Genomic DNA, 20,718 nt, shown 5'->3' with positions numbered 1-20,718 from the left:
TTGCCGCTGCCGCTTAGAAGCTCTATTGCTTCAGCATTCAGCGTAGCTTATCGAATAGCAACCTTGTAAGTGCGCAACCAGTTATCCACTTGAGCCAAGTAGGCGAACAACTGGGGACCCGACATCAGCTGACCAAACCAAGGCAGATTGGTGGATGCCTCCGGTGAGGCGGCAATATCACGTACCTTTTGCGCATCGATCAGCTTGAGCAGTGGGGAAGAGGAATCATCCAGCAGCTGCAGCGCCTGCTTTTTCACAGCGGCAAGATAGGAAGGATTATGCGTTTTAGGATACGGGCTTTTTTTGCGATACAGCACATCATCCGGCAATACACCCTCCAGCGCCTTGCGTAAAATACCTTTTTCACGTCCGCCTGTCATCTTGATACTCCACGGAATGTTCCATACATATTGTACCAATCGATGATCGCAATACGGCACCCGCACTTCCAGTCCGGCCCCCATACTCATCCGATCCTTGCGATCCAGTAGAGTAGGCATAAAGCGGGTGATGTTCAAATAGGACATGACGCGCATTTGCGCAGCTTTTCCTGTTTCCCCCGGTAGCTTCGGCACTTCTCCTACCGCTTCTGAGTAGCGATCGTTCAAATACTCCAGCGGCTTGATCCAGTCCCGTACCTCGGGAGACAACAGACTGGCTCTCATATCGGGTGCAACTGCCCACGGGAATGTACCTGAATTCAGCATATCCTCCCGGTGGAACCAAGGATATCCGCCAAAAACTTCATCCGCAGCCTCGCCGGAAATAGCGACCGTAGCTCCTTTTTTAATCTCCCGGCAAAAGAGATATAGCGACGAATCCACGTCCGCCATTCCGGGTAAATCCCGCGTTAGCGTGGAGTTGTTCAGAGCTGCTACGACTTCTGGCGTATCGAATTCAATCCAGTGATGATTTGTCCCTAATTCATCCACCATCCGCTGAATCCAGGGGGCATCGGCTCCGGGTTGAAACGCATGGGCTTTAAAATGCTTGTCGTTATCCACATAATCGACCGAATACGTATGAACTTGTCCCTGCCCGGTACGCTTGTAATAATCGACAGCTAATGCGGATAGAGCGCTTGAATCCAGCCCGCCAGACAATAAGGTGCACACTGGAACATCCGAAATGAGCTGCCGCTCCACCGTATCCAGCAACAGTTCTCTTACCTTAAGTGCCGTTTCTTCGGTGTTATCCTCATGCGCAATGCTTTCCAGTGTCCAGTAGGCATGGATGCGCACGCCGTCGCGGCTGTAGGTTAACGTATGCCCGGGGCGTAGCTCCTTCATAGACGAATAGACGCCGTGTCCGGGGGTACGTGCAGGCCCGATGATAAAAATTTCGGCCAATCCCTCGGCGTCCACTGCTGCCTCTACCGCTGGATGCTGGAGCAGTGCTTTGGGTTCTGAGCCAAATACGAATACTTCTTCGGTTTGGCTATAAAATAGCGGCTTCACTCCCAGCCGATCCCGTGCCAGAAATACCTGCTCCCGCTCGCTATCCCAGACCGCAAATGCAAAAATGCCGTTTAACCGATCCACACATTCAGGGCCCCATTCGATATAGGATTCGAGCAGTACCTCCGTGTCGCATTGTGTACGGAAAAAATGCCCGCGCTGTTGCAGCTCTTTTTTCAGCTCAGGCGCGTTATATATTTCCCCGTTATATACAATCGTATAAGTGATATCCTCCAGCTGCCGGATCATGGGCTGAGCGCCATTTTCCGGGTCCATAACACTCAATCTTCGGTGTCCGAAGGCACACGGGTTGGATATCCAGGTACCCGCAGCATCCGGTCCGCGATCGGAGAGCGTTTGTGTCATATTCAGCAGCAGCTCAGATTGATGCATTAAGTCTCCGTTCCACTGTATGAAACCTGTAATTCCGCACATGTCTGTTCATCCTCTCTTTGTCGTGTTCATCCAGTGTTGGAATGAATCAAAAACTAAATCCCCAGTTCATCAGTATATATGCCGAAAAGAAGCATAAAATGTCTGTCCGTTCCGAAAACTACAGATGGGGCAACCCGTCTACTCGCAAGGAAGGAGGGAGACCATGTACTACATCAAGGATGCTAAAATACGCCGGTTCACTGAACTTGACGGAGTGCGCTGCGCTGAGGTAGAGGTGCGGCCCGGTGCTGCAGATGACCCGGAACTGCTGGTCTATATTACGGCCAAGGATCAGACGGATGGTCAGCATGACTATGACATGGTACGGATCATCCGCAATGACGCCGATCTGGAGCTGGATTGGTACGACAATAATCTGCATTCGGCATTTGAGGAAGTGACAGACAAGGCTTTTACCGACTCTACACACATTACTGCTGGTGAGGAGCGAGAGAAGTTTAAAAAAGAATTGCTCTCCTATGGGCAGCTCAGCACAGAGTTCGCCAAGGAGTTCGGGGCATGAGGATATGGTGTGCTATGCCTCGGCTTTTGTTGATTTGGGCCCCGGCGCCATCGCCGGATCAGCGTGAAAGGAGGGGGAAATCATAGACGGCAAAGCGAATTATAAGAAAAATAAAGGCAGCAGTTATATTCATAACAATGAGTTCGCGGAAGAAGTGCTGGAGAAAAACGTAAGACATGAAGTACGGAGAAGTCCTAAACGCTTTGGGAATAAATAAGCAGCCATTGAACCAAATAGCAGCAGCAACTCATCAAAAATGACCCTTAAGAAGCCTCCGTATCCCGCCAAATTAGCGGTATGTAGGAGGCTTCTTTTTGAACTAAGCCGCTTCACGCAGCGTCATAATCCCTTTGTAGATGTTATAAACAAAAACCCCGAGATAGACCACTACGAATAGCAGTACAAACCCGATCACTGAACCTGCATGATTCGCCGTAATAATAAAATACACGAGCGGAATTGCCGCAATAATGGGGAAAATGTGCGATAAAATAGCTTTTTTTGCATGTCCCTGAACATATTCGTCCCGTACTGCAATCCACACAATGACAGGCACTAAAAAAGGTGCGAAGAAAATGCTGAAATAACAAAGTGACGACAAAAGACCTCTCACGGATTAACCCCTCCTTTATGCATGGTTCTTTGTACATAATACCCCGTTAGCGTCCAAATGATTCCTTTTGCAGCCCACTTCGCTATATCATGAAAAAATGCTTTTGACAGTTGCTCGAAATGTGATATAATAATCAATGCGCTGAATACATAAGGTTTTATTGATCACCATCTTGTCCCAGTAGCTCAGCTGGATAGAGCAACGGCCTTCTAAGCCGTCGGTCGGGGGTTCGAATCCCTCCTGGGACGTCGAAGCGTTCAGATATGTAAAGTTTGAACGAAATTAAAAATGCTTCAAATCCTTGATATATAAGGGTTTGGGGCGTTTTTTTTTCTTTTATTGGGGTTACGATAGAAAACGTTAGAAAAAGGTGTGATTAATACACCTGTTTACACAAATTATACACACGATTTTTACACGCTATATAAACTAATACCCCTAATAGCACGCCTGTTGAATAACCACAAAATGGCAGAAAAAAGATCGTCTTTTCTGCAGAATCGTTGGTACCATCCAAACGAATCCGAAAGAAGACGATCTCATGAAAAATTCTATCACGATTACATCTATCCTTCAATCCATGCTGACTCCTGAAGAAGTTCAAAGGGTTGTGAAGTTAATAGGTTATGAAGACAAAGCCCGCAAGTTTACGGTGTACCATTTACTCCAATACTGATGCATGGCTGCGTTGGAACAATGGGGTAGCTATCGATCCATTGGGCTCCTTATCACGGAGAACGTGCAGGTATTAAACTTCATGTCGCTTTACGAGCAGAAAATGGGCAACCCCTTCAGGGGGTCGAAACAGATCAATAAGGCTTGATGGCAGATTGAAGTCTTCTTTCGTTGGATCAAGCAACATTTGAATATTCCAACGCTGTTCGGTACGACTGAAAATGCGGTCTAAGGGCAATTATTCTGTGCTCTAATCGTCTATGTCCTGCTCAATTGGCTATTTGTTGCTGCTCAGACTTCATGACCCCAACATGCCGTTCTTTCCTTTGCGCGATTTTCTCTTCTATTTCTTCTTCAAAACTACCTGTTGAATGGCTGATTCAGATTCGGCGCGTTCTTCTTCAGTGCACCTCTTGTTTCATGAATTGAGTTACTTATTTTGGTTATTCAACAGGCGTGGCAGAATCTAAAAGTATCTATAATCATAAAAGATTTATTCCACTTTTAGATAAGGATTGAGAAGACCATTTCAGCTAACTGCGGCTTTAGTTTAATAACAATCTTCCATAAAAGAGCGCGATTCTATAATAAGGATCAGTTCGTTTTCATTAAAGGGCCATATTATATTTTTTAATTTAAGTGAAACTGCCTAAAAAGTATGTTAATATCAGATTTAACAGACAGACAAACTAGTATTTATAGAGGCGAAATTATGAAAAAATATAGAATATATCAAGTAGACTCATTTACAAAAAATAGATTTCATGGTAACCCTGCTGGGGTTGTTCCAAATGCAAATGGACTTACAGATGAGCAGATGCAGAGAATTGCAAGAGAATTAAATAATTCGGAAACTGCATTTATTTTTGAAACAGATTCTTCAAATTATGATGTTGAAGTAAGATTTTTTACTCCAACAACAGAGGTTCCAATTTGTGGTCATGCAACAGTAGCAGCGCATTATATTTATGCAATTGAGAGAAAAGCTGAAACTGGAAGAATTATTCAAAAAACAAAAGCAGGTATATTGCCTGTTGATGTTATAAAGTATGAAGATGACTATTCTATTGTAATGACACAGGGAGAACCTTCTGTATCAGAGCCTTTAAATGATGAAATAAGAAGTCAGATTGCAAATGCGTTAGGTATTTCTTGTAAAGATATTTGCATGGAATATCCAGTTGCAATATCTTCAACAGGTCATTCTAAGGTAATGGTTCCGATTTACTACAATGAAATACTACATAGTTTAAAACCTGATTTGCAGAAGCTTACAGAAATCAGCAAGCATATTGGATGTAATGGATATTATGTTTTTACATTAAATCCACAAGAGGATATATTGGTTCACGGAAGAATGTTTGCTCCTGCAATTGGAATAGCTGAAGACCCGGTGACAGGAAATGCAAACGGACCGCTTGGAGCCTATTTGGTACACTATAACATTTTGCAAAATGAGAATGAGCAGTCTTTTGATTTTGATATTTTACAAGGTGAGGCAATCAAAAGAGAGGGAACAATGCATGTTCATGTGAAAAAGGAACAGGGAAAACCCGTATTAGTTCAAATTACGGGGAAAGCGGTTATTGCTTTTTCAACGGAGATCATACTTTAAAAAAGTCTAACAAATTTATCAATAAGCTTAATGACGGATTGTCAAGCCAAGTACAAACCAATAACACCAATGTCCCAGCAAGTACTCCTGGGACGTATAGCAAAAAGCTTCCTACATGTAGGAAGCTTTTTTGTGTTCCAGCAGGATGATTGCTGCTAGCTTTATACCGTCGTCTTCGCTTTATGAGCAAAGAACTGCGGCAGATGCTCTTTGTGTGCTTCTAGTAATTCATCCAGTACGGTTTGAGCAATATCCCCGCTTGGCACGAGCGGATTCAGGGTGAAGGCTTGTAGTGCGGTTGCATAGTCACCGGTGACCGCCGCTTCAATCGTCAGCTCTTCCATTGCCTTCATCACTTGTAGCAAGCCCCGCTGTGCAGGTGGGAATTTGCCAAAGTTGACAGGTTCGGCACCATGGGCGCGAATGACACTAGTCACTTCGATGGCACTATCATAAGGAACATCATCAATCGCACCATTGTTGCGTGTACTAACGACCATCAATGTGCCTTTGTTGTTATAAATGGAATTAATGATTTCGCAGGCTGCATCGCTGTAATGCGCACCACCGCGTTTGGATAGTTCCTCTGGTTTGTAATCCAGATTCGGATCTTTATACAGTTCGAACAGACTTTCTTCCAGACGTTTGACTACTTGGCCCCGAGTTCCTTCGTTTTTGGCTTCCTCTAATTCTTCCTTGAGCATATTATCCGTCATATAGTAATACCGATGGTAAGGACAAGGCAGCATTTTCAATTGACGAACTTGATCATACAGGAAGCGCATGTTCTTAATATTTTCAACGACTTTCTCTGGCTTTGCACCCGGAGCGTACAGTCCTTCAATAACTTGCTCTGTTAATTCGGCCCCTGTTTTGTCATAAACTTTGTGCCAATGAAGGTGGTTAATTCCTGCAAATTTAAAGAACAGCTCTTCTTCCGGTTTGTCCAGCACAGCTGATGCACTCTTGATCGCGCCGATTGGAACATTACATAATCCGATGACTTTATCCCACTGACCATAACGAAGCACGGCTTCGGTGACCATACCCGCAGGGTTGGTAAAATTAATCAACCATGCATTCGGACATAGTTCTTTCATATCTTCGACGATACTGAGGATAACGGGTATGGTGCGAAACGCCTTGAACATTCCTCCGGCCCCATTGGTCTCCTGACCGATCATGCCATGTTTTAACGGAATACTTTCATCCTTAATCCGGGCTTCCAGCAAGCCTACCCGAAATTGGGTCGTTACAAAATCGGCGTCCTTCAACGCTTCCCGACGATCCAGCGTCAAATGTACCTCACAATCAATGCCTGCGGCCTTCACCATCCGTTTGGCCATAGCACCTACGATCTCCAGTTTTTCACGTCCTGCCTCAATATCTACCAGCCACAATTCCCGAATGGGAAGCTCTGCATAACGTTTGATGAAGCCTTCTACTAGTTCTGGTGTATAGCTGGAGCCTCCGCCAATGGTTGCAATCTTTATGCCTTTTTTCATAGTTAGTGCCTCCTAAGTATGTTTTGTAAACCGCTTTCTTAAGCACAAATTCACTGTAATCCCTGTAATGCATTACAGGTCAAGCGCTTTTAAAAAACTTATTTTGGGAGGTGACAATTATAGGGCGGACACTACGAACATGCTAAACACGAACATGCTAAAATAGAAAGAACGAGGTGAGAAAAATGGCGAATATTCATGAAATTGCAAAGCTGGCGGGGGTATCCTCGGCTACGGTATCCCGTGTCATTAACAACCATCCGTACGTGAGTGAACCCACAAGGCAGCGTGTGCAGGAGGTCATAGATCGGCTGGATTATGTTCCCAATTTAAATGCGGTATCTTTAAAAAAGGGCATGACCAAGCTCATAGGGATTATTTCACTTTCTTTTAATGATTCATTGGGTTTATTTGTGCGTGGATTTACAATGTATGCCCAGGAGCATGGCTTTAATATAGCGCTGTTTATTACGAATGGGGAGAAAGGAAGAGAACTTGAAGCGCTGGAAATGTTGCGGAGAAAGCAACTGGACGCCTTGGTCTGCATGATTCGCGTCAATGAGTGGAGTGTGATTGAGCATTATACAAAATATGGTCCGATTGTGACCTGGCAGCGTGTAAACATTGAGGCAATCCCGTCTGTATTTATGGATCAGTATCAGGGCTATACGCTGGCATTGGAACATTTGTACGCTCGAGGATATCGGAAAATTGTGAATGTGTTCGGCAGCATGCGGGGATTGAATACAAAAGAACGCATTCGAGCTTATCATGACTTTTGTGAAAAATATGATTTGGATGCTGAGGCCTTCCCGCATTTTTATGATTTAAATTCAATAGCAGCTGGTGAACAAATAGCTCATTGGTGGGCAGAACGAGCACAAACTGACAGGCCGGACGCCTTTGCCTGTTCTACCGATTATTTGGCAGCAGGTCTTTTGACTGAAGCACGGAGACTCGGTGTTTCTGTGCCAAGCGATTTTGCAGTAGTAGGCTTTGATAACACCGAAATATCGCATTTGCTTGATTTGACAACGATTCATTACCCGATAGACAAGCAAGCTGAGAATGCGTTCATTATGATTCGAAATGCCCTCGAAGGGCTGGATGAAACGATACATCATCTGGAATTCAAATTAGTAGAGCGAGCGACCACCTGATTCCAAAAGGGACTTCATGTTAGTGGTTATTAATTTCCATATTCAAGTTTATATAGTAGGAATAATGGAAGAAAAATGTTGACACATGTTAAAACATGGTGAATAATTTGAGGTGAAAGTATAAAATTTGGATTTTTTGTATGAAGGGTGGTTATGACTTGGGACATACACCTACGATTTTGACGAAGTTAGAGGATTATTTAGGGGAAAACAATTTGACGCTGGCACAATTTGCCGAACATTCAGGTGTTCATCAAAGAACACTTAATAATTGGATTGCCAAGCATCGTCCTGTTGCTATACATCAGCTTGATCGAATCACTTGGGCTATGGGACTACCAGAAGGTTTTTTTTACGAACTATACATAGATAACTACATCATTGAGCGTTCCCCGGATTGGAGGCGAATTGAGCCGTTGTTGTTTCGCTGTGCGGAACTGGACAAGTTGGATGCTATCCAGCTTGTAGTGGGACATATTATGGACAACCTTCTATATTCCCCAAAGTTATTTGATGCAGCAGAAAAATTATTCGCACAAGGTCGGCACAATGCTGCATTGTTGCTCTACGAAGGGATTGCGGAAGGCGAGAAGTACCAGCATTCTGAACGTTTGGCTATCTGTCAGTATCGTCTGTTTACCATTCAGGTGGGTAACAATCAGATCCGAAATCTCAAGGCGGCTACACGATTTGAACCCTTTGTCGAACGTCTGAATGAAATAGATCAACTCGATGCGTTAAAAGATTTGGCGAATGTGTATCGTTCTCTGCGTGAATGGGACAAGCTCGATGCAACTGCTCGAAAAATGAGAGCCAAAGCGGAGATCCAATATTCTTTGAAACATCAACAGAAAAAGCGAGAGTGGGAGGAGTCTGAAAAGAGGCTGAGTCGCCCGATGTTTGTGTACATTACCTATGCTGATTTACTGTGTGCGAGTGTCTGTGAAGCCCAAGGCGATTATCAGCAAGCATTACAATTTACAAATGCCTACGCAGATTTAGATTGGGTGATCGAGACAGACCAGAAAACTCAACACTGGGTCAACTTGTTCAAGCATTGGGCAGAAGGTAATACTTATGTAAATAAACTCCTATCTGGAGATACGAATGTGCTTCCTCATTATGTTGAATATATTGCATCCACATCAATCACTACCGAGAATGAAAAGCTATCCAAGTTGCTGAACGTTATGATAGCTGCTAACCGATATGCAATAGATATCAATGATGTCCTTTCACGTTTTGAAGTGGAGATTAATTCTTTTGCTCTGCTATCACAATCTACTGATATGTACACCCAACAAGTGATGCCGGATTATTTTGCATGGTTTGGTTATGAACTGGCTTATTACTATTTAAGACGGGGAATGTTCAATGATGGCTTTAAACACTTAATATATGCATTGGTAAAAGCCCACATACTAAATAATGAGACTTATTTTATAAACTGTACGGGACTTTTTGCACATTTCCAAGCACATGCGCTTCCCGAAACAAGGGAAGAGTATTTCAAACTATTAGAAAAGGTGTGGTTAGACAATGTTGAAAAAAATGATTCTGCTGGTCAGCGCAGCTAGCTTCTTGTTTATTTTATCAATGCCTGTTCAGTCGCATAACCAAAATCAAAGAATAACGCCTCAAGTACAAATTGGAGGTGCTTAAAACGGTTAGGTTGTATGTTCTAATATTCATTGAATCTTTTTATGAAAAAGAGCCTCGGTCCCGCTTTATTCGGGGGGACGGAGGCTTTTTTACGTGGATTTTGGGGCTTTGCTGTTTATGCAAACTTTTGTGATGTTCTTTTTTTGTTAGGCGCATCATTTGAAAATCCAAAAAACGTCTTTTTGTTATAAAATATGACATATAGGAGGGATCATGCTGATGAATCAAAGTGTGACTTTACTTTGTGTCGAAAGGGCTAGGAAGAAACTGTACCAGGTCCAGAAAAAGTATGGATTTTTAACACATCCCAAAGTAATAGAACAATCTAAAAAGCTGGATGATCTGTTGAATCAATATCAAACATGTAGATCGGATCATTGAGAAATGAGACCATATTTTTCTTTAATTCCTTGACCGCACCTCTAACCTGCTCTGTCTGTGTCACGGCTGAAATCACCGCTACACCATCTGCACCTGCACGTGCGACTTCCTTAACACGGTCCACTGTAATACCTCCGATTCCAACAATCGGCACATCAATTCCCGCTTTACGCATCTCATATAAAATTGCCGGTCCCTGTACGGCATGGGCATCATCTTTCGAGATGGTGGGATAGATGGGCCCGACGCCGAGATAATCAGCACCTTGCAGGATGGCTCGACGTGCTTCCTCAATGGTATGGGCGGAGACGCCTAAAATTCGATTTCCGATTCGCTCGCGGACGGAATCGGCGGATTCATCGTCCTGACCGATGTGAACACCGTCGGCGTCCAGTTCAAGAGCCAACTCCACATTGTCATTGATGATGAAGGGGACACCAGCGTGACGGCACAGTTCCTGTAGCTGGCGCGCGAGTTCGAACATAGGAACGCCCGTTAACGCGCCGAGACCCTTTTCTCGGAACTGGACCATGGTTGCCCCGCCAGCCAGAGCCTCCTGCACGACCCAGCCTGGTTCCGCGAGGCAATTCACGCTTCCAAGCACCAGGTATATCTGTAGATGGCGGCGCACCACCTCTGACAATATTCTGCCGCTCATAGAAGCATCTCCTGACGACGTCGGTAGGCCCAATGATTGGTTGGGCCGTGTCCCTGTCCCAGAGACAACGTATCCTCAATCGCCGCCTGGATGAAGGCTTTACCATTCGAGATAGCCTCCGGTACAGACATCCCTTTCCCTAATTCCGCGGTAATCGCTGCCGAGAAAGTGCACCCTGTTCCGTGTGTATGGACAGTCCGTACTCGCTTGCCGCTCAGCTCTATAAAGGCGGTTCCGTCAAAAAGCAGGTCAACAATTTGTCCGCTGCTCTCGCTCTCGTCAGCGTGGCCACCCTTGATCACAACGAATTTTGGTCCCATACTGCTAATATGTCTCGCAGCCTCGCGGCGATCCTCCATCGTATGGATACTTATCCCTGTCAGGGCTTCCGCCTCCGGGATATTCGGTGTAACGACCAGTGCCAAGGGGAGCAGGTCGTCCTTCAAAGCCTGCACCGCTTCCAGTTGCAGCAGTTCAGCGCCTCCCTTGGCAATCATCACGGGATCGACGACGACCTTTTTCCAGCCGAACTTTCGGATCTGCTCGCTCACAAGACGGATGATGCCGGCATTAAACAGCATACCAGTCTTCAGGGCATCCACTCCAAGGTCTAATCCTACGGCTTCGATCTGTTCTGCTGTTGCTTCCTCTGGTAGCGGATATACGCCGTGGACTCCTAAGGTATTCTGTACGGTAACGGCTGTAATAGCCGACATGCCGTACACGCCAAGTTCTTGAAAGGTTTTGAGATCAGCTTGAATTCCAGCCCCGCCGCCACTGTCCGAACCAGCAATCGTCAGCGCTCTGGGTACACGAACGTCTGTCATCGCGCACCACCTGCTGCTGTTGTTCCGGCTTCATGGATCGAGACATGCCCCTCTAGTGAACCTGTATGCAGTTTGGCCAGCTCGTCGAGAAAGGCAATCTGGAAGCTGCCGGGCCCCAGCTCTGCGGTACGTGCTGCGGCTCGAGAAGCTGCTGCACCGTAAAATGCCAAACCTGCTGTACCTGCGAGCAGCAGGTTGGGTTCAACAGCTGCAAAGGCACCTAACACAGAGGTCAGCAGACAGCCTGCTCCGGTTACCTTCGTGAGGAGCGCGTCTCCGCCGCTAATCATTCGTGCTTCGGCCCCATCGGTGATGACGTCCTCTTTTCCAGTAATGACAACCATCGTATTGAGCGTTCGAGCAGCCCGAATTGCCAGATCGACATGGTCGCTGTCAGCACTGTCACCGGCATCTACGCCTTTAATCTCACGCGCTTCTCCAACAAGATGTGCGACTTCGGCTGCATTGCCCCGCACCAATGAGATTTTGACTTCACTCAGGATTCGCAGTGCCGATTCAGTTCTAAAGCTCGTTGCTCCCGCACCGACCGGATCTAGCAGCACCGGAACACCGTGTGCATTCGCCGATTGTCCAGCAATGATCATGGCATCCACCAGTTCGCGGTTCAGTGTACCGATGTTTAACACGACGGCGCCTGCTATTTTTGCCATATCTGCTACTTCCTCAGGTGCATAGGCCATCACCGGGGAGGCGCCCAATGCATACAGACCGTTGGCCGTAAAGTTGGTGACTACCACATTGGTCATATTGTGAACGAGGGGTTTGCTGTTTTGTACCTTCGTCAGGAGATCCGAATAACTTTTTTTCCATGTACTCATAATGATTATCCTCTCTATAGTTGGTGGTTCAACAGGGCATTAACCGTACTTCACGCATCGAATCGCCAGGCTGACTATTCCAAGACCGCTGCCTGCATCTGGACCGGCCATTCTTCCTGCTTATAAGCCATATCCCAGAACTTATATTCCAGCTGGCAGCTCAGTATAAAATGCTCAATCATCCGCTCCCGCTCAGCAGCCGTTGCGTCTTTCGCCCAAGCATCTACACGTTCTCGGAACTTGAGTGTTGTATCATCAAGCTGGTCTCCATAGAAGCCAATCCATTCATAGAACGGATGAGACTCATCCGGCTTTACTTCATCCAGCAGCCTGCGACCAATCTCGGCATACGTCCACATACATGGCAGCAGCACAGCCAAGATCTCGCCCAGGCTACCCTCATGCGCAACCGTCAGCATGTGACGGATATAGTGATGAGCCGACGGAGCGAGCGGATATCCCTGCAACTCTTCATAGGTCACCCCTGCGACAGCACAGAAATTTTGATGCGGATGAACCTCGCTGTGGAGAATAAAAGAGATTTGTTCATTTAATACAGCCATATCCTCCCGATTGGTGCATTTGGAGATTGCGATGCCGTATATCCGCATGTAGGCGTTCAAATATTCAAAGTCCTGTTTTACATAGTGAATCAGCTGTCCCCTTGTCAAACTTCCTTCAGCAATACCTCTCACAAAGGGGTGCTCAAAAATCGCTTGAAAAATGCCGTCCGCCTGCCGACGGAGTTCTTGTGTAAAACTCAATTTCCCCACCTCCATCAAATTGAAGAGCAAGAAGTCCTGTAAGAATATAATTCCGGAACAACGCTAAAAAGCCGCCCCGGAAAAATGGGAGCGGCTTCAACAATAGGCCCAATACGCAAAAAACGCTTGAAACCTTATATACGAAGGCTCCACTTTCCTACGCTAGTACGAACTAGATCAGGTTCAAAGGGTCCAAGATACGTTCTTGTCTCAGCCATAGCGGCTCCCCTAGTGGACTTCTATTCTTTTGACTATTACTGTACATACGTTCATACGCTATGTCAAACATAGTGTGCAAAATATGAAATTTCCTCTAGTTAGGTGTTTTGAGCTTAGTGAGGGTGATGAATTACACTTTCCACAGCTTTGACCTTGGCATATTCCGGTTTCCACATTGCATCTCGTATAGCTTGTTCCACATCTGAAATGTGCGCCTGAGCTACCTGATCCTGTATCGCGGCTTTTGCAACCGCAATCGCAACAGCGTACGAAACTTCGCGTAATTTTCGGATATGAGGGAGTAGCGCACCGCCAGGCGTATTCGAATCTACACCATTGGCAACAGCAACTGCTGCCGCTGTAAACATCGCAGGGGTAATCCTTTTGGCTTTAACCACAATCGCACCCAGACCCAGTCCCGGAAAAACAAAGGCATTGTTCGCCTGTCCAATCTCAAATTTCGTACCGTTATAGGTGACGGGCTCAAAAGGACTTCCGGTTGCAATCAGTGCTTTGCCATCGGTCCACCGGATCAAATCCTCGGGTACTGCTTCTGCAAGGTTTGTAGGATTGGACATGGGCATAATGATCGGGCGTTCTACATGTTTTGCCATCTCCTTGATGATCTCTTCAGAAAAGGCACCTGCTACACCGGAAGTTCCAATCAATATCGTAGGCTTCACCTGACGGATGACCTCTAGCAGTGGTATTTTGCCGTCACCCGACCGGGTCCATGAGCTGACTTCATCCTTTTTGCGCACATACGGTTTCTGATATTCCAATACGTCTTCCATATCTTCCATTAACAGCCCGCGATAATCAAAGGCCCAAAAGGACTTGAAGGAATCTTCTGCGGAAAGGCCGTCCTCGATCATAGCACCCCGAATTTGATCAGCATTACCGATTCCTGCTGCCCCTGGGCCGAAAACAAGTATTTTTTGTTCACGCAGCGGAGTCTTGGTGACACCCACCGCCGAAAGAATCGCAGCCAAGGTCACCGCTCCTGTACCTTGTATATCATCGTTGAAGGTGAGTATGCTTTGACCGTATTTTCCTATAATATGGCGTGCATTTACGCTGCCCACGTCTTCCCAATGTAAAAGCGCCTTTGGGAATTGCGCTAACGTTTTGCTGATAAAAGTATCAATAAACTGGTTATAGGCTTCTCCGCGAACCCGTTTATGGCGGTTTCCGATGTACAGTGGATCATTCAGCAGCTTTTCATTATTTGTACCTACATCTAGTACAATTGGCAGCACCCGCCCGGGATGAATGCCTGCCGCAGCCGTATACACTGCAAGCTTGCCGATAGCAATGTTAATCCCCCCGACTCCCCAGTCACCAATCCCTAAAATACTTTCGGAATCTGTCACGACGATCAGATCCACATCATGGCCGCTCAAACCGGAATTATAGAATGCTTGTCCAATGCCATTCGGGTTATCTATCGACAAATATATGCCTCCAGGGCGGTTGTACTCGTGACTATATTCTTGAATCGCGGTTCCTACGGTCGGCGTGTAGACTACGGGCAGCATTTCACTCAAATGATCGGTTAGCAGCCGGTAGTAGAGTACGACATTTCGGTTGTGAAGGTCGTTGAGAGAAGCATTTTTTCGCAGCATGGTGGGTTGTGCCAGAAACTGCTGATATGCCCGTACGCTCTGTTTCTCCAATGAAAGGACGGTTGGAGGAAGGATTCCTTCCAAACCCAGCTCCTTGCGTTCTTCTTCTGTAAAAGCGACACCTTTGTTCAAAAGGGGATTTGCCAACACATCCTTTCCCCGTAATGGAGTAGATAATGACCCATCGCGATTGACATAAAATGCTTCCATAGAAAGACCTTCCTTCTCTTCATTTTCATAACTATTCATAACGAAAGATGACATGTTGTCCATAGTATGGACGTGCAAATATGTTTTATTCTTGCATTTATCTATGACAAAATAACCATATTTGTTTCTTTCTAACGATATAAAAGAACTAACTTTCAATATAGACTCGCTAACCATTCCTGATGACTTTGGTTCTAATGAATCAGGTCTAAGTGCTCTGTTTTTATCAAATATGAAAATTAGTTTTTCTTCTCTTATCTCCATATATATCATGGAGTGTCAGCTATTTTGTTAAGAAAATATGAAGCATTTGGACATTAATTTAATCCCTATAAGCAAACATTCTTAATTCTTTTTCAACAAAATAGAACTATTCGGAGGAAAAGGAGAGGTTTGTGTGCAGGGACCTATAGCCATTTTTAGCGATAATGACAGGGCTATTGATTATCCCAATGTGATTTGTTTTTACCAATTTATACAGTGCGAGGACACGGAGGCAGCTTCAGTCTACGAGAACGCATGTTGTTGCCTGATTGATTATAGGGAGCCGGGGCAGGCAGTACGGAAAGCCAATCAGATCCGTAGCCAATTTCCGCAAATGCCATTGTTACTGGTGACGGATGTAACATTTCCGTTCAGTGATCAGCATATGGTGCAAATCATCGGAGTAGGTCGTTTGCGGCTGCTATTTTGGCAAGCCAATGACAACGAAGAAATGCTCTCGGAAATACAAAGCTTGCTCTATCCCGAGTATTCGACCAAAAGCCAACATATTGCATTTATCTTGTCTGTATATAACGAAGAGCAACGTTTTGTTCATGTCAAAACCTTTGCTGAACGATTGCAGGTCTTTATCCGCAGCCATATTATTGAAGGTTCGATTTATCTCATTGATGATGGCAGCTACGATGGTACGAATGCCTTGATTAAAGCGCTGGAGGCAGCCACGGACTTGTCCGTAAACCGGATTAATCAGAATCTTAGCCCGCTGCTTCAAACAAGGGAATTGGGACGCAATACACGTAAGGCAGGGACGTATCTGGAAGGGATGCGGACCATTGGTGCGGATTACTACGTATTTGTGGACGCAGATGACTCCTTTTTTATTGAGGATATTGCCAGAATGATTAATGTTGTTCAGCAGGGCTATTATGATGTCGTGATCGGAACCAAGGATATGACCGCTGAGAATCGATCTTTATTGCGATCTGTCGTCAGCTTTGGTAAGCGAGTCATTTCCCGTCCTTTTTTACCCACAGGTGTGGTGGATTCCCAGACTGGGCTTAAAGTGATGAGTTCGGTTGCAGTGAAGCGAATGTTTCCGCATTTAAAGGAACAGCTCGGACTGGCGTTGGATTTGGAAATGATGTTTATTGCCAAGCGACTCCAGCTTCGTGTGCTGCAATTACCCGTCAAATGTATTGACAGGGATGGCTCGCACATCCATGTCTGGAAGGATTCTATTCGTTTTTTGCGCTCCATCATTGATATTTGGCGACTGGATCGGCGGGTGAGATAACAACGTGAACAACCGAGTACGATCGTTGATGTTTCCTCTCTTTAATGTGCTGCTTAACGGATTTAATTTTTTCTTCCACATTGCAGCGAGCTGGTATCTTACCGGACAAGCTTATGGCCAGGCGAATGCGCTGCTGGCGCTTTTTGCGCTTTTATCCGTTTTGGGTTTATCCATCCAGCTATTAACTGCCAAACTGGTCTCTAAGGGAGACCAAAAGCTTGCGCTACGAAGCTTACCGCTCGGTTCTCTATTACTCAAAGCACCTCTGGTGCTAACCGTGCTTGCCATGATCATTTTACTCATCTTTCATCCGTTACTGCGTTCGCTATTAGGCGTCGAATCCGGCCCGCTGTTCATGCTGTATGGCTTGATCGGACTGCATATTCTTGTGAGTTCGTGCCGCGGAGATTTACAGGGCAGGGAACGCATGTTGGCGCTCAATGTGAACTATTACATTGAGGTATTAGGGAAGCTGAGCCTGTTTTTTGTTCTGGCTGCACTGGGGTTAAAGCTGGAAGCCCTACTGTTAGCGAGCTGTGGAGGAATGTTGCTGTCGCTGCTCCACGGCTGGATCGTTTCGGCTCGCGGCTTGTCCCTTTTCACATACAGTGGAGAACATATCCCTTCTGGGCTATGGAAATCATTGGGTCAGGATTTCACCGATAGCCTTATGACGAATTTATTTATTTTGTTTTGCATCTCCATCGACATGTTGTATGTACAGCATTACTTTCCCGAGCAGGCCAGCAGCTATGCCATTGCGCTGAAGTACAGCCAGTTGGTCTATTACGTTTCGTATAGCCTCATTGCTGCCTTTATTCCAAAGATCGGTGCGCAGGGGCATGACCGCCAAGCTTTGGGCAAGTTGATTGCCGTCTATGCCGGATTAATGGCTGTAGCCGCGATCTGTGTATATGTGGGCACGACCTTTGTGTTCCCATCCTCTATTCCCATATTATTCGGAGCCTCTTACCAATCGGCCAAGACTTATATTCCATGGGGAGGATGGGTGTACTGGCTATTTTCCATCGTACTGTTTTTTGTGCATGTGCACGTATTGGTGGGCAGACGCAAATTTATGTTTAGTCTGATGGCAGGAGCCGCGGCCTTATTAGTAGCCTTTCATATAGCCCACACAGACCCGGTAGATTTTTTGCTATCTGAGTTCATTGTTTACGGAGCTATGGCTCTCTACTTTGTGATAGACGCCTATGTGCATTTGTTCAAAATAAAGATAAAGGGGGATTTACCCCATGAATACCATACATGAACAGGACGGTAAAACCGTAGTTCTATTGCTTTCCTGGCGTGACATTCGTTCACCTAAAAGCGGGGGAGCAGAAATTTTCACCCACGAAATGCTTAAACGCTCACAGCAAGGCCGCTTCCAATTCATTCATTTTTCACCTCAATTTGAGGGGATGTCTGAGCATGAAGTTATTGACGGTATTACGTATATTCGAAAAGGGAACATATACAGTGTTATTTATTATGCGATGCGCTATTACCGTCGTCATCGAAGGAAGATCGATTATGTGATTAACCAGGCAAATACGCATCAATTCTTTACCCGATTTTGGGTGGAGGCATCCAAGCGGATCTTTTTCATACATCAGCTAACAAGGGAGATATGGTTTGAGAACGCCAAATTCCCGCTAAATGTTATTGGGTTTCATATGGAGCCCTTGATGCTTAAGCTGGCTCGTAAGGATCGGACGCTTACGGTATCTCCGTCTACTCGATACGATCTACTTAAGCTGGGCTTTCACCCGGATCGTGTCCATCTTTTACCGGAAGGCATTGAGTTTGATCATTGGCCGCGCGAACAATTTTTAACGAAGGAGCCTAATCCGACCTTCATGTATGCTGGGCGCTTCGTCAAATATAAAGGCATTGATCTGGTTGTTGAGGCCTTTGGGCAGCTCAAGGAAAAGTTCCCTCAGGCTATGTTATGGATTGCCGGAAAAACCGATAAAACCTATGTGGCAGAACAATTGTTGCCGATTATGAAACGATATGGATTAACATACGGAGAACCGGATGAACAGGGGCAATCGCAAGCCGATATTACCTTTTACGGATTTGTTTCAGCAGAGCATAAGCTGGAGCTGATGAGTCGTTCCCACGCGCTGGTGTTTCCTTCCTTGCGTGAAGGCTGGGGGTTGACGATTACCGAAGCGGCAGCCGTTGGAACGCCCAGCATTGTCAGCAATTCACCGGGGCTGGTGGATGCAACGGATTTCGGAAAAAGCGGGTATCTATGCTTTCACGGCGACATCCGGGGATTATCTGAACAAATGGAAAGAGCAGCGAAGGGCGGCGAAGATTACATGGCCATCCGTGAGCGGGCGTATCAATATGCGTTAAGATTCCATTTTGATCATACGGCTGCTGCGTTTGAGCAGTTGATGGAAGATTGGGTAGAGGAGGCGGAACAGAGTGGACAAAGTGGTCATTCTCTTCTCCACGTACAACAATGAGCGGACGATAGAGCCTTGTTTGCGAAGCTGTATGGGGCAAAATTACAAGGATCTGCATATTGTAATTGCTGATGATGGCTCCAATGACCGGACCGTCGAGACGATTCGTATGCTGTCGGCAGGGAGTTCAGTACCCGTAACGGTACTGGAGCTTCCCCATGGGGAGCGGGGAGTCGCTAGGGTCAGGGCGGTTGAGGAAGCAAAACACTTGGGGGCCGAATACATATTTGTATTGGATTCCGATATGATTTTAGCCGAACATCTGATTCAGCAGAGCATCGACTTTTTTAACGATCATCAGGATATTGGCGCCTTGGTCATTCCGGAGGAGGCGTATTCGGAAGCGGACAATTTTTTTTCCAAAGTGAAAGTTTTTGAGCGAAATGTGATTAACAATGCGGGTGAGACCTTGGGAAAACGCTCCATTGAAGCGGCACGCTTCTGGCGAATGAGCGCTTATGAATCGACGGGCGGTTTTAATGCGGAGCAGATTGCTTTTGAAGAAATACAGCCAACCTTGCGTTATATAGAGTCTGGCGGAGTTATTCGCCGGGCGGTATTTACACGGGTATACCATGATGAAAAACAGGTGTATCTGCACGATGTATTACGTAAAAAAGCCTACTACTTTTCGGTGATGGATCGTACGATGTCATCTGAAGAGGGCGGATTGCGAAAGGCGCTGGAACGTTGGTATTTCTTCCGTCCGGTGCTGTATACATGGGGGAATATGAAAAGCTATATCCGTCACCCCTTGCTGACGATGGGGATGTTGTGGATGTATGTATGCCTGACTGTGATTGGGGTAGCCGCCGTGTTAAAGGGCGGCACCCGTCACTCAGGCGATCTCGCTAAGGCGGATAAGGCGTAACGATGAATGGCCGAGGGTCAGTGTATCCAGCGTGTACAAGTCGGGATCGGAAGATTCCGACTCCTCATACGGTATATATAATGAATGCGTGGTTAACTGAATACCTTCCCCGTCAGGATGACGTAGTGAGCAGCCGACAGGATACAGCTCAGCGAGTGCAATGTGTACAGCGGTTACGATATCTTGTTCATTCAGCAGCACATAGGGTCGGTACGGAGCGTTCAAAATGCTGTCTATAAATGCTGACAGGTCGGAAGCTACGTTCTGTTCTGCATGCAGGCTATTTCGGTTGAGTTTGGCCTGATCAAGCGCCTCATACAGTATTTTTTTTAGCGTATCATCATCCAGCTCCAGCGGTTTCGTCAAAAAACGGAACACACCGACTTGATTAATCGCCGATAAAATGGACTGCGTATGCAGGTGACCAGACAAAATGATTCGTACGATATGTGGATAATCCTTCTTAATCATGCGAAGGAAGGTAATCCCATCCAGACCAGGCATGAGCAGATCGGAAACGACCACATCAATTGGGTGCTGTTCCAGCACTTGTAAGGCTTCTTTGGGTGTGTGAGCGGTATGTAAGGTAAATGCTTCTTGCGTCAAGGTCCGTTCAAGCAGGGACAGAACCATAGGGCTGTCGTCAACAAATAGAATGTTTTGGGGTGTCATAAGAACTG

19 protein-coding genes, 1 tRNA gene and 1 riboswitch are annotated in these 20,718 nt (G+C 45.9%); of the genes, 11 read left to right on the top strand and 9 right to left on the bottom strand.

Translation table 11 applies throughout. The features are described from left to right. Positions 1-47: 47 nt before the first annotated feature. Positions 48-1,892 carry an asparagine synthase (glutamine-hydrolyzing) gene (asnB, locus tag MHI21_RS19835; protein ID WP_209949753.1) on the bottom strand — a complete coding sequence of 615 codons (1,845 nt, stop codon included), beginning with the start codon at positions 1,890-1,892 and terminating at the stop codon, positions 48-50. A 163-nt stretch (positions 1,893-2,055) separates the two neighbouring features. Here asnB and MHI21_RS19830 point away from each other — a divergent pair, with 163 nt between their 5' ends. Then, complete coding sequence (locus tag MHI21_RS19830; protein WP_013311672.1) at positions 2,056-2,415, top strand: hypothetical protein; 360 nt, start codon at positions 2,056-2,058, stop codon at positions 2,413-2,415. 319 nt (positions 2,416-2,734) lie between these two features. On the opposite strand, the gene MHI21_RS19825 is transcribed toward MHI21_RS19830, so the two are convergent. Further along, on the bottom strand, positions 2,735-3,028 hold the full coding sequence (locus MHI21_RS19825; RefSeq protein WP_016324668.1) for a DUF4870 domain-containing protein: 294 nt from the start codon (positions 3,026-3,028) through the stop codon (positions 2,735-2,737). 174 nt (positions 3,029-3,202) lie between these two features. On the opposite strand from MHI21_RS19825, the gene MHI21_RS19820 reads away from it, so the two are divergent. From MHI21_RS19820 to MHI21_RS19810, 3 genes are all read left to right on the top strand, one after another. After that, positions 3,203-3,276 (top strand) — tRNA-Arg (locus MHI21_RS19820). A gap of 293 nt (positions 3,277-3,569) precedes the next feature. Then, positions 3,570-3,704, top strand: coding sequence for a hypothetical protein (locus MHI21_RS19815; RefSeq protein ID WP_280921453.1), 135 nt, complete (start codon positions 3,570-3,572; stop codon positions 3,702-3,704). Positions 3,705-4,415: 711 nt separating this feature from the next. Continuing rightward, positions 4,416-5,318: a PhzF family isomerase gene (locus MHI21_RS19810; RefSeq protein WP_245249077.1), complete on the top strand. Its 903-nt coding sequence runs from the start codon at positions 4,416-4,418 to the stop codon at positions 5,316-5,318. A 161-nt stretch (positions 5,319-5,479) separates the two neighbouring features. Here the strand turns inward: MHI21_RS19810 and MHI21_RS19805 are convergent, their stop codons facing one another. Next, positions 5,480-6,823, bottom strand: coding sequence for a 6-phospho-beta-glucosidase (locus MHI21_RS19805; protein WP_209949754.1), 1,344 nt, complete (start codon positions 6,821-6,823; stop codon positions 5,480-5,482). Between the two features lie 185 nt (positions 6,824-7,008). On the opposite strand from MHI21_RS19805, the gene MHI21_RS19800 reads away from it, so the two are divergent. The 3 genes from MHI21_RS19800 to MHI21_RS19790 all read left to right on the top strand — a co-directional run bounded on the left by MHI21_RS19800 (position 7,009) and on the right by MHI21_RS19790 (position 10,026). Continuing rightward, on the top strand, positions 7,009-7,983 hold the full coding sequence (locus MHI21_RS19800) for a LacI family DNA-binding transcriptional regulator (protein WP_209949755.1): 975 nt from the start codon (positions 7,009-7,011) through the stop codon (positions 7,981-7,983). Positions 7,984-8,141: 158 nt separating this feature from the next. Beyond that, on the top strand, positions 8,142-9,560 hold the full coding sequence (locus tag MHI21_RS19795) for a helix-turn-helix transcriptional regulator (protein WP_209949756.1): 1,419 nt from the start codon (positions 8,142-8,144) through the stop codon (positions 9,558-9,560). A 298-nt stretch (positions 9,561-9,858) separates the two neighbouring features. Continuing rightward, positions 9,859-10,026 (top strand): aspartyl-phosphate phosphatase Spo0E family protein, encoded by a 168-nt coding sequence (locus MHI21_RS19790; RefSeq protein WP_080682975.1) that lies wholly within the window; start codon positions 9,859-9,861, stop codon positions 10,024-10,026. Here the strand turns inward: MHI21_RS19790 and thiE are convergent. The 5 genes from thiE to MHI21_RS19765 all read right to left on the bottom strand — a co-directional run bounded on the left by thiE (position 9,971) and on the right by MHI21_RS19765 (position 15,168). Further along, positions 9,971-10,684 (bottom strand): thiamine phosphate synthase, encoded by a 714-nt coding sequence (gene thiE / locus MHI21_RS19785; protein WP_209949767.1) that lies wholly within the window; start codon positions 10,682-10,684, stop codon positions 9,971-9,973. The genes MHI21_RS19790 and thiE overlap by 56 nt on opposite strands. After that, positions 10,681-11,511, bottom strand: coding sequence for a bifunctional hydroxymethylpyrimidine kinase/phosphomethylpyrimidine kinase (gene thiD / locus MHI21_RS19780; protein WP_209949757.1), 831 nt, complete (start codon positions 11,509-11,511; stop codon positions 10,681-10,683). Before thiD ends, thiE begins: the two co-directional genes overlap by 4 nt. Further along, complete coding sequence (gene thiM / locus MHI21_RS19775) at positions 11,508-12,350, bottom strand: hydroxyethylthiazole kinase (protein WP_209949758.1); 843 nt, start codon at positions 12,348-12,350, stop codon at positions 11,508-11,510. Before thiM ends, thiD begins: the two co-directional genes overlap by 4 nt. A gap of 74 nt (positions 12,351-12,424) precedes the next feature. After that, a complete protein-coding gene (gene tenA, locus MHI21_RS19770; protein WP_209949759.1) occupies positions 12,425-13,114 on the bottom strand; it encodes a thiaminase II in 690 nt (229 codons plus the stop codon). 137 nt (positions 13,115-13,251) lie between these two features. After that, a riboswitch (TPP riboswitch) is annotated at positions 13,252-13,354 on the bottom strand. Positions 13,355-13,446: 92 nt separating this feature from the next. After that, positions 13,447-15,168 carry an NAD-dependent malic enzyme gene (locus tag MHI21_RS19765; RefSeq protein WP_342418773.1) on the bottom strand — a complete coding sequence of 574 codons (1,722 nt, stop codon included), beginning with the start codon at positions 15,166-15,168 and terminating at the stop codon, positions 13,447-13,449. 397 nt (positions 15,169-15,565) lie between these two features. Between MHI21_RS19765 and MHI21_RS19760 the strand changes: the two genes are divergently transcribed. From MHI21_RS19760 to MHI21_RS19745, 4 genes are read left to right on the top strand one after another with little or no spacing between them, the layout of a single operon-like run. Continuing rightward, positions 15,566-16,687 (top strand): glycosyltransferase, encoded by a 1,122-nt coding sequence (locus MHI21_RS19760; protein ID WP_342418772.1) that lies wholly within the window; start codon positions 15,566-15,568, stop codon positions 16,685-16,687. 4 nt (positions 16,688-16,691) lie between these two features. Further along, positions 16,692-17,957 carry a transporter gene (locus tag MHI21_RS19755; protein WP_342418771.1) on the top strand — a complete coding sequence of 422 codons (1,266 nt, stop codon included), beginning with the start codon at positions 16,692-16,694 and terminating at the stop codon, positions 17,955-17,957. Next, positions 17,941-19,167, top strand: coding sequence for a glycosyltransferase family 4 protein (locus MHI21_RS19750; protein WP_341163264.1), 1,227 nt, complete (start codon positions 17,941-17,943; stop codon positions 19,165-19,167). The genes MHI21_RS19755 and MHI21_RS19750 overlap by 17 nt, the downstream gene beginning before the upstream one ends. Further along, a complete protein-coding gene (locus MHI21_RS19745; protein ID WP_341163265.1) occupies positions 19,127-20,038 on the top strand; it encodes a glycosyltransferase family 2 protein in 912 nt (303 codons plus the stop codon). Before MHI21_RS19750 ends, MHI21_RS19745 begins: the two co-directional genes overlap by 41 nt. Here the strand turns inward: MHI21_RS19745 and MHI21_RS19740 are convergent. Next, on the bottom strand, positions 20,006-20,710 hold the full coding sequence (locus tag MHI21_RS19740; protein WP_069290230.1) for a response regulator: 705 nt from the start codon (positions 20,708-20,710) through the stop codon (positions 20,006-20,008). The two genes, MHI21_RS19745 and MHI21_RS19740, sit on opposite strands and share 33 nt — an antisense overlap. Positions 20,711-20,718: the final 8 nt, after the last annotated feature.

The organism is Paenibacillus sp. FSL H8-0168 (assembly GCF_038592955.1).
In the GTDB taxonomy this organism is placed as follows: Bacteria; Bacillota; Bacilli; order Paenibacillales; family Paenibacillaceae; genus Paenibacillus; species Paenibacillus polymyxa_B.
The sequence above is the reverse complement of the archived record's forward strand: the minus strand, read 5'-3'. Positions and strand labels throughout refer to the sequence as shown.

What these genes read in the sequence shown, in the direction of transcription:
- asnB (WP_209949753.1), bottom strand. Translation starts at nt 1,892, where the DNA reads ATGTGCGGAATTACAGGTTTCATACAGTGGAACGGAGACTTAATGCAT.
- MHI21_RS19830 (WP_013311672.1), top strand. Translation starts at nt 2,056, where the DNA reads ATGTACTACATCAAGGATGCTAAAATACGCCGGTTCACTGAACTTGAC.
- MHI21_RS19815 (WP_280921453.1), top strand. Translation starts at nt 3,570, where the DNA reads ATGAAAAATTCTATCACGATTACATCTATCCTTCAATCCATGCTGACT.
- MHI21_RS19810 (WP_245249077.1), top strand. Translation starts at nt 4,416, where the DNA reads ATGAAAAAATATAGAATATATCAAGTAGACTCATTTACAAAAAATAGA.
- MHI21_RS19805 (WP_209949754.1), bottom strand. Translation starts at nt 6,823, where the DNA reads ATGAAAAAAGGCATAAAGATTGCAACCATTGGCGGAGGCTCCAGCTAT.
- MHI21_RS19800 (WP_209949755.1), top strand. Translation starts at nt 7,009, where the DNA reads ATGGCGAATATTCATGAAATTGCAAAGCTGGCGGGGGTATCCTCGGCT.
- MHI21_RS19790 (WP_080682975.1), top strand. Translation starts at nt 9,859, where the DNA reads ATGCTGATGAATCAAAGTGTGACTTTACTTTGTGTCGAAAGGGCTAGG.
- thiE (WP_209949767.1), bottom strand. Translation starts at nt 10,684, where the DNA reads ATGAGCGGCAGAATATTGTCAGAGGTGGTGCGCCGCCATCTACAGATA.
- thiD (WP_209949757.1), bottom strand. Translation starts at nt 11,511, where the DNA reads ATGACAGACGTTCGTGTACCCAGAGCGCTGACGATTGCTGGTTCGGAC.
- thiM (WP_209949758.1), bottom strand. Translation starts at nt 12,350, where the DNA reads ATGAGTACATGGAAAAAAAGTTATTCGGATCTCCTGACGAAGGTACAA.
- MHI21_RS19765 (WP_342418773.1), bottom strand. Translation starts at nt 15,168, where the DNA reads ATGGAAGCATTTTATGTCAATCGCGATGGGTCATTATCTACTCCATTA.
- MHI21_RS19750 (WP_341163264.1), top strand. Translation starts at nt 17,941, where the DNA reads ATGAATACCATACATGAACAGGACGGTAAAACCGTAGTTCTATTGCTT.
- MHI21_RS19740 (WP_069290230.1), bottom strand. Translation starts at nt 20,710, where the DNA reads ATGACACCCCAAAACATTCTATTTGTTGACGACAGCCCTATGGTTCTG.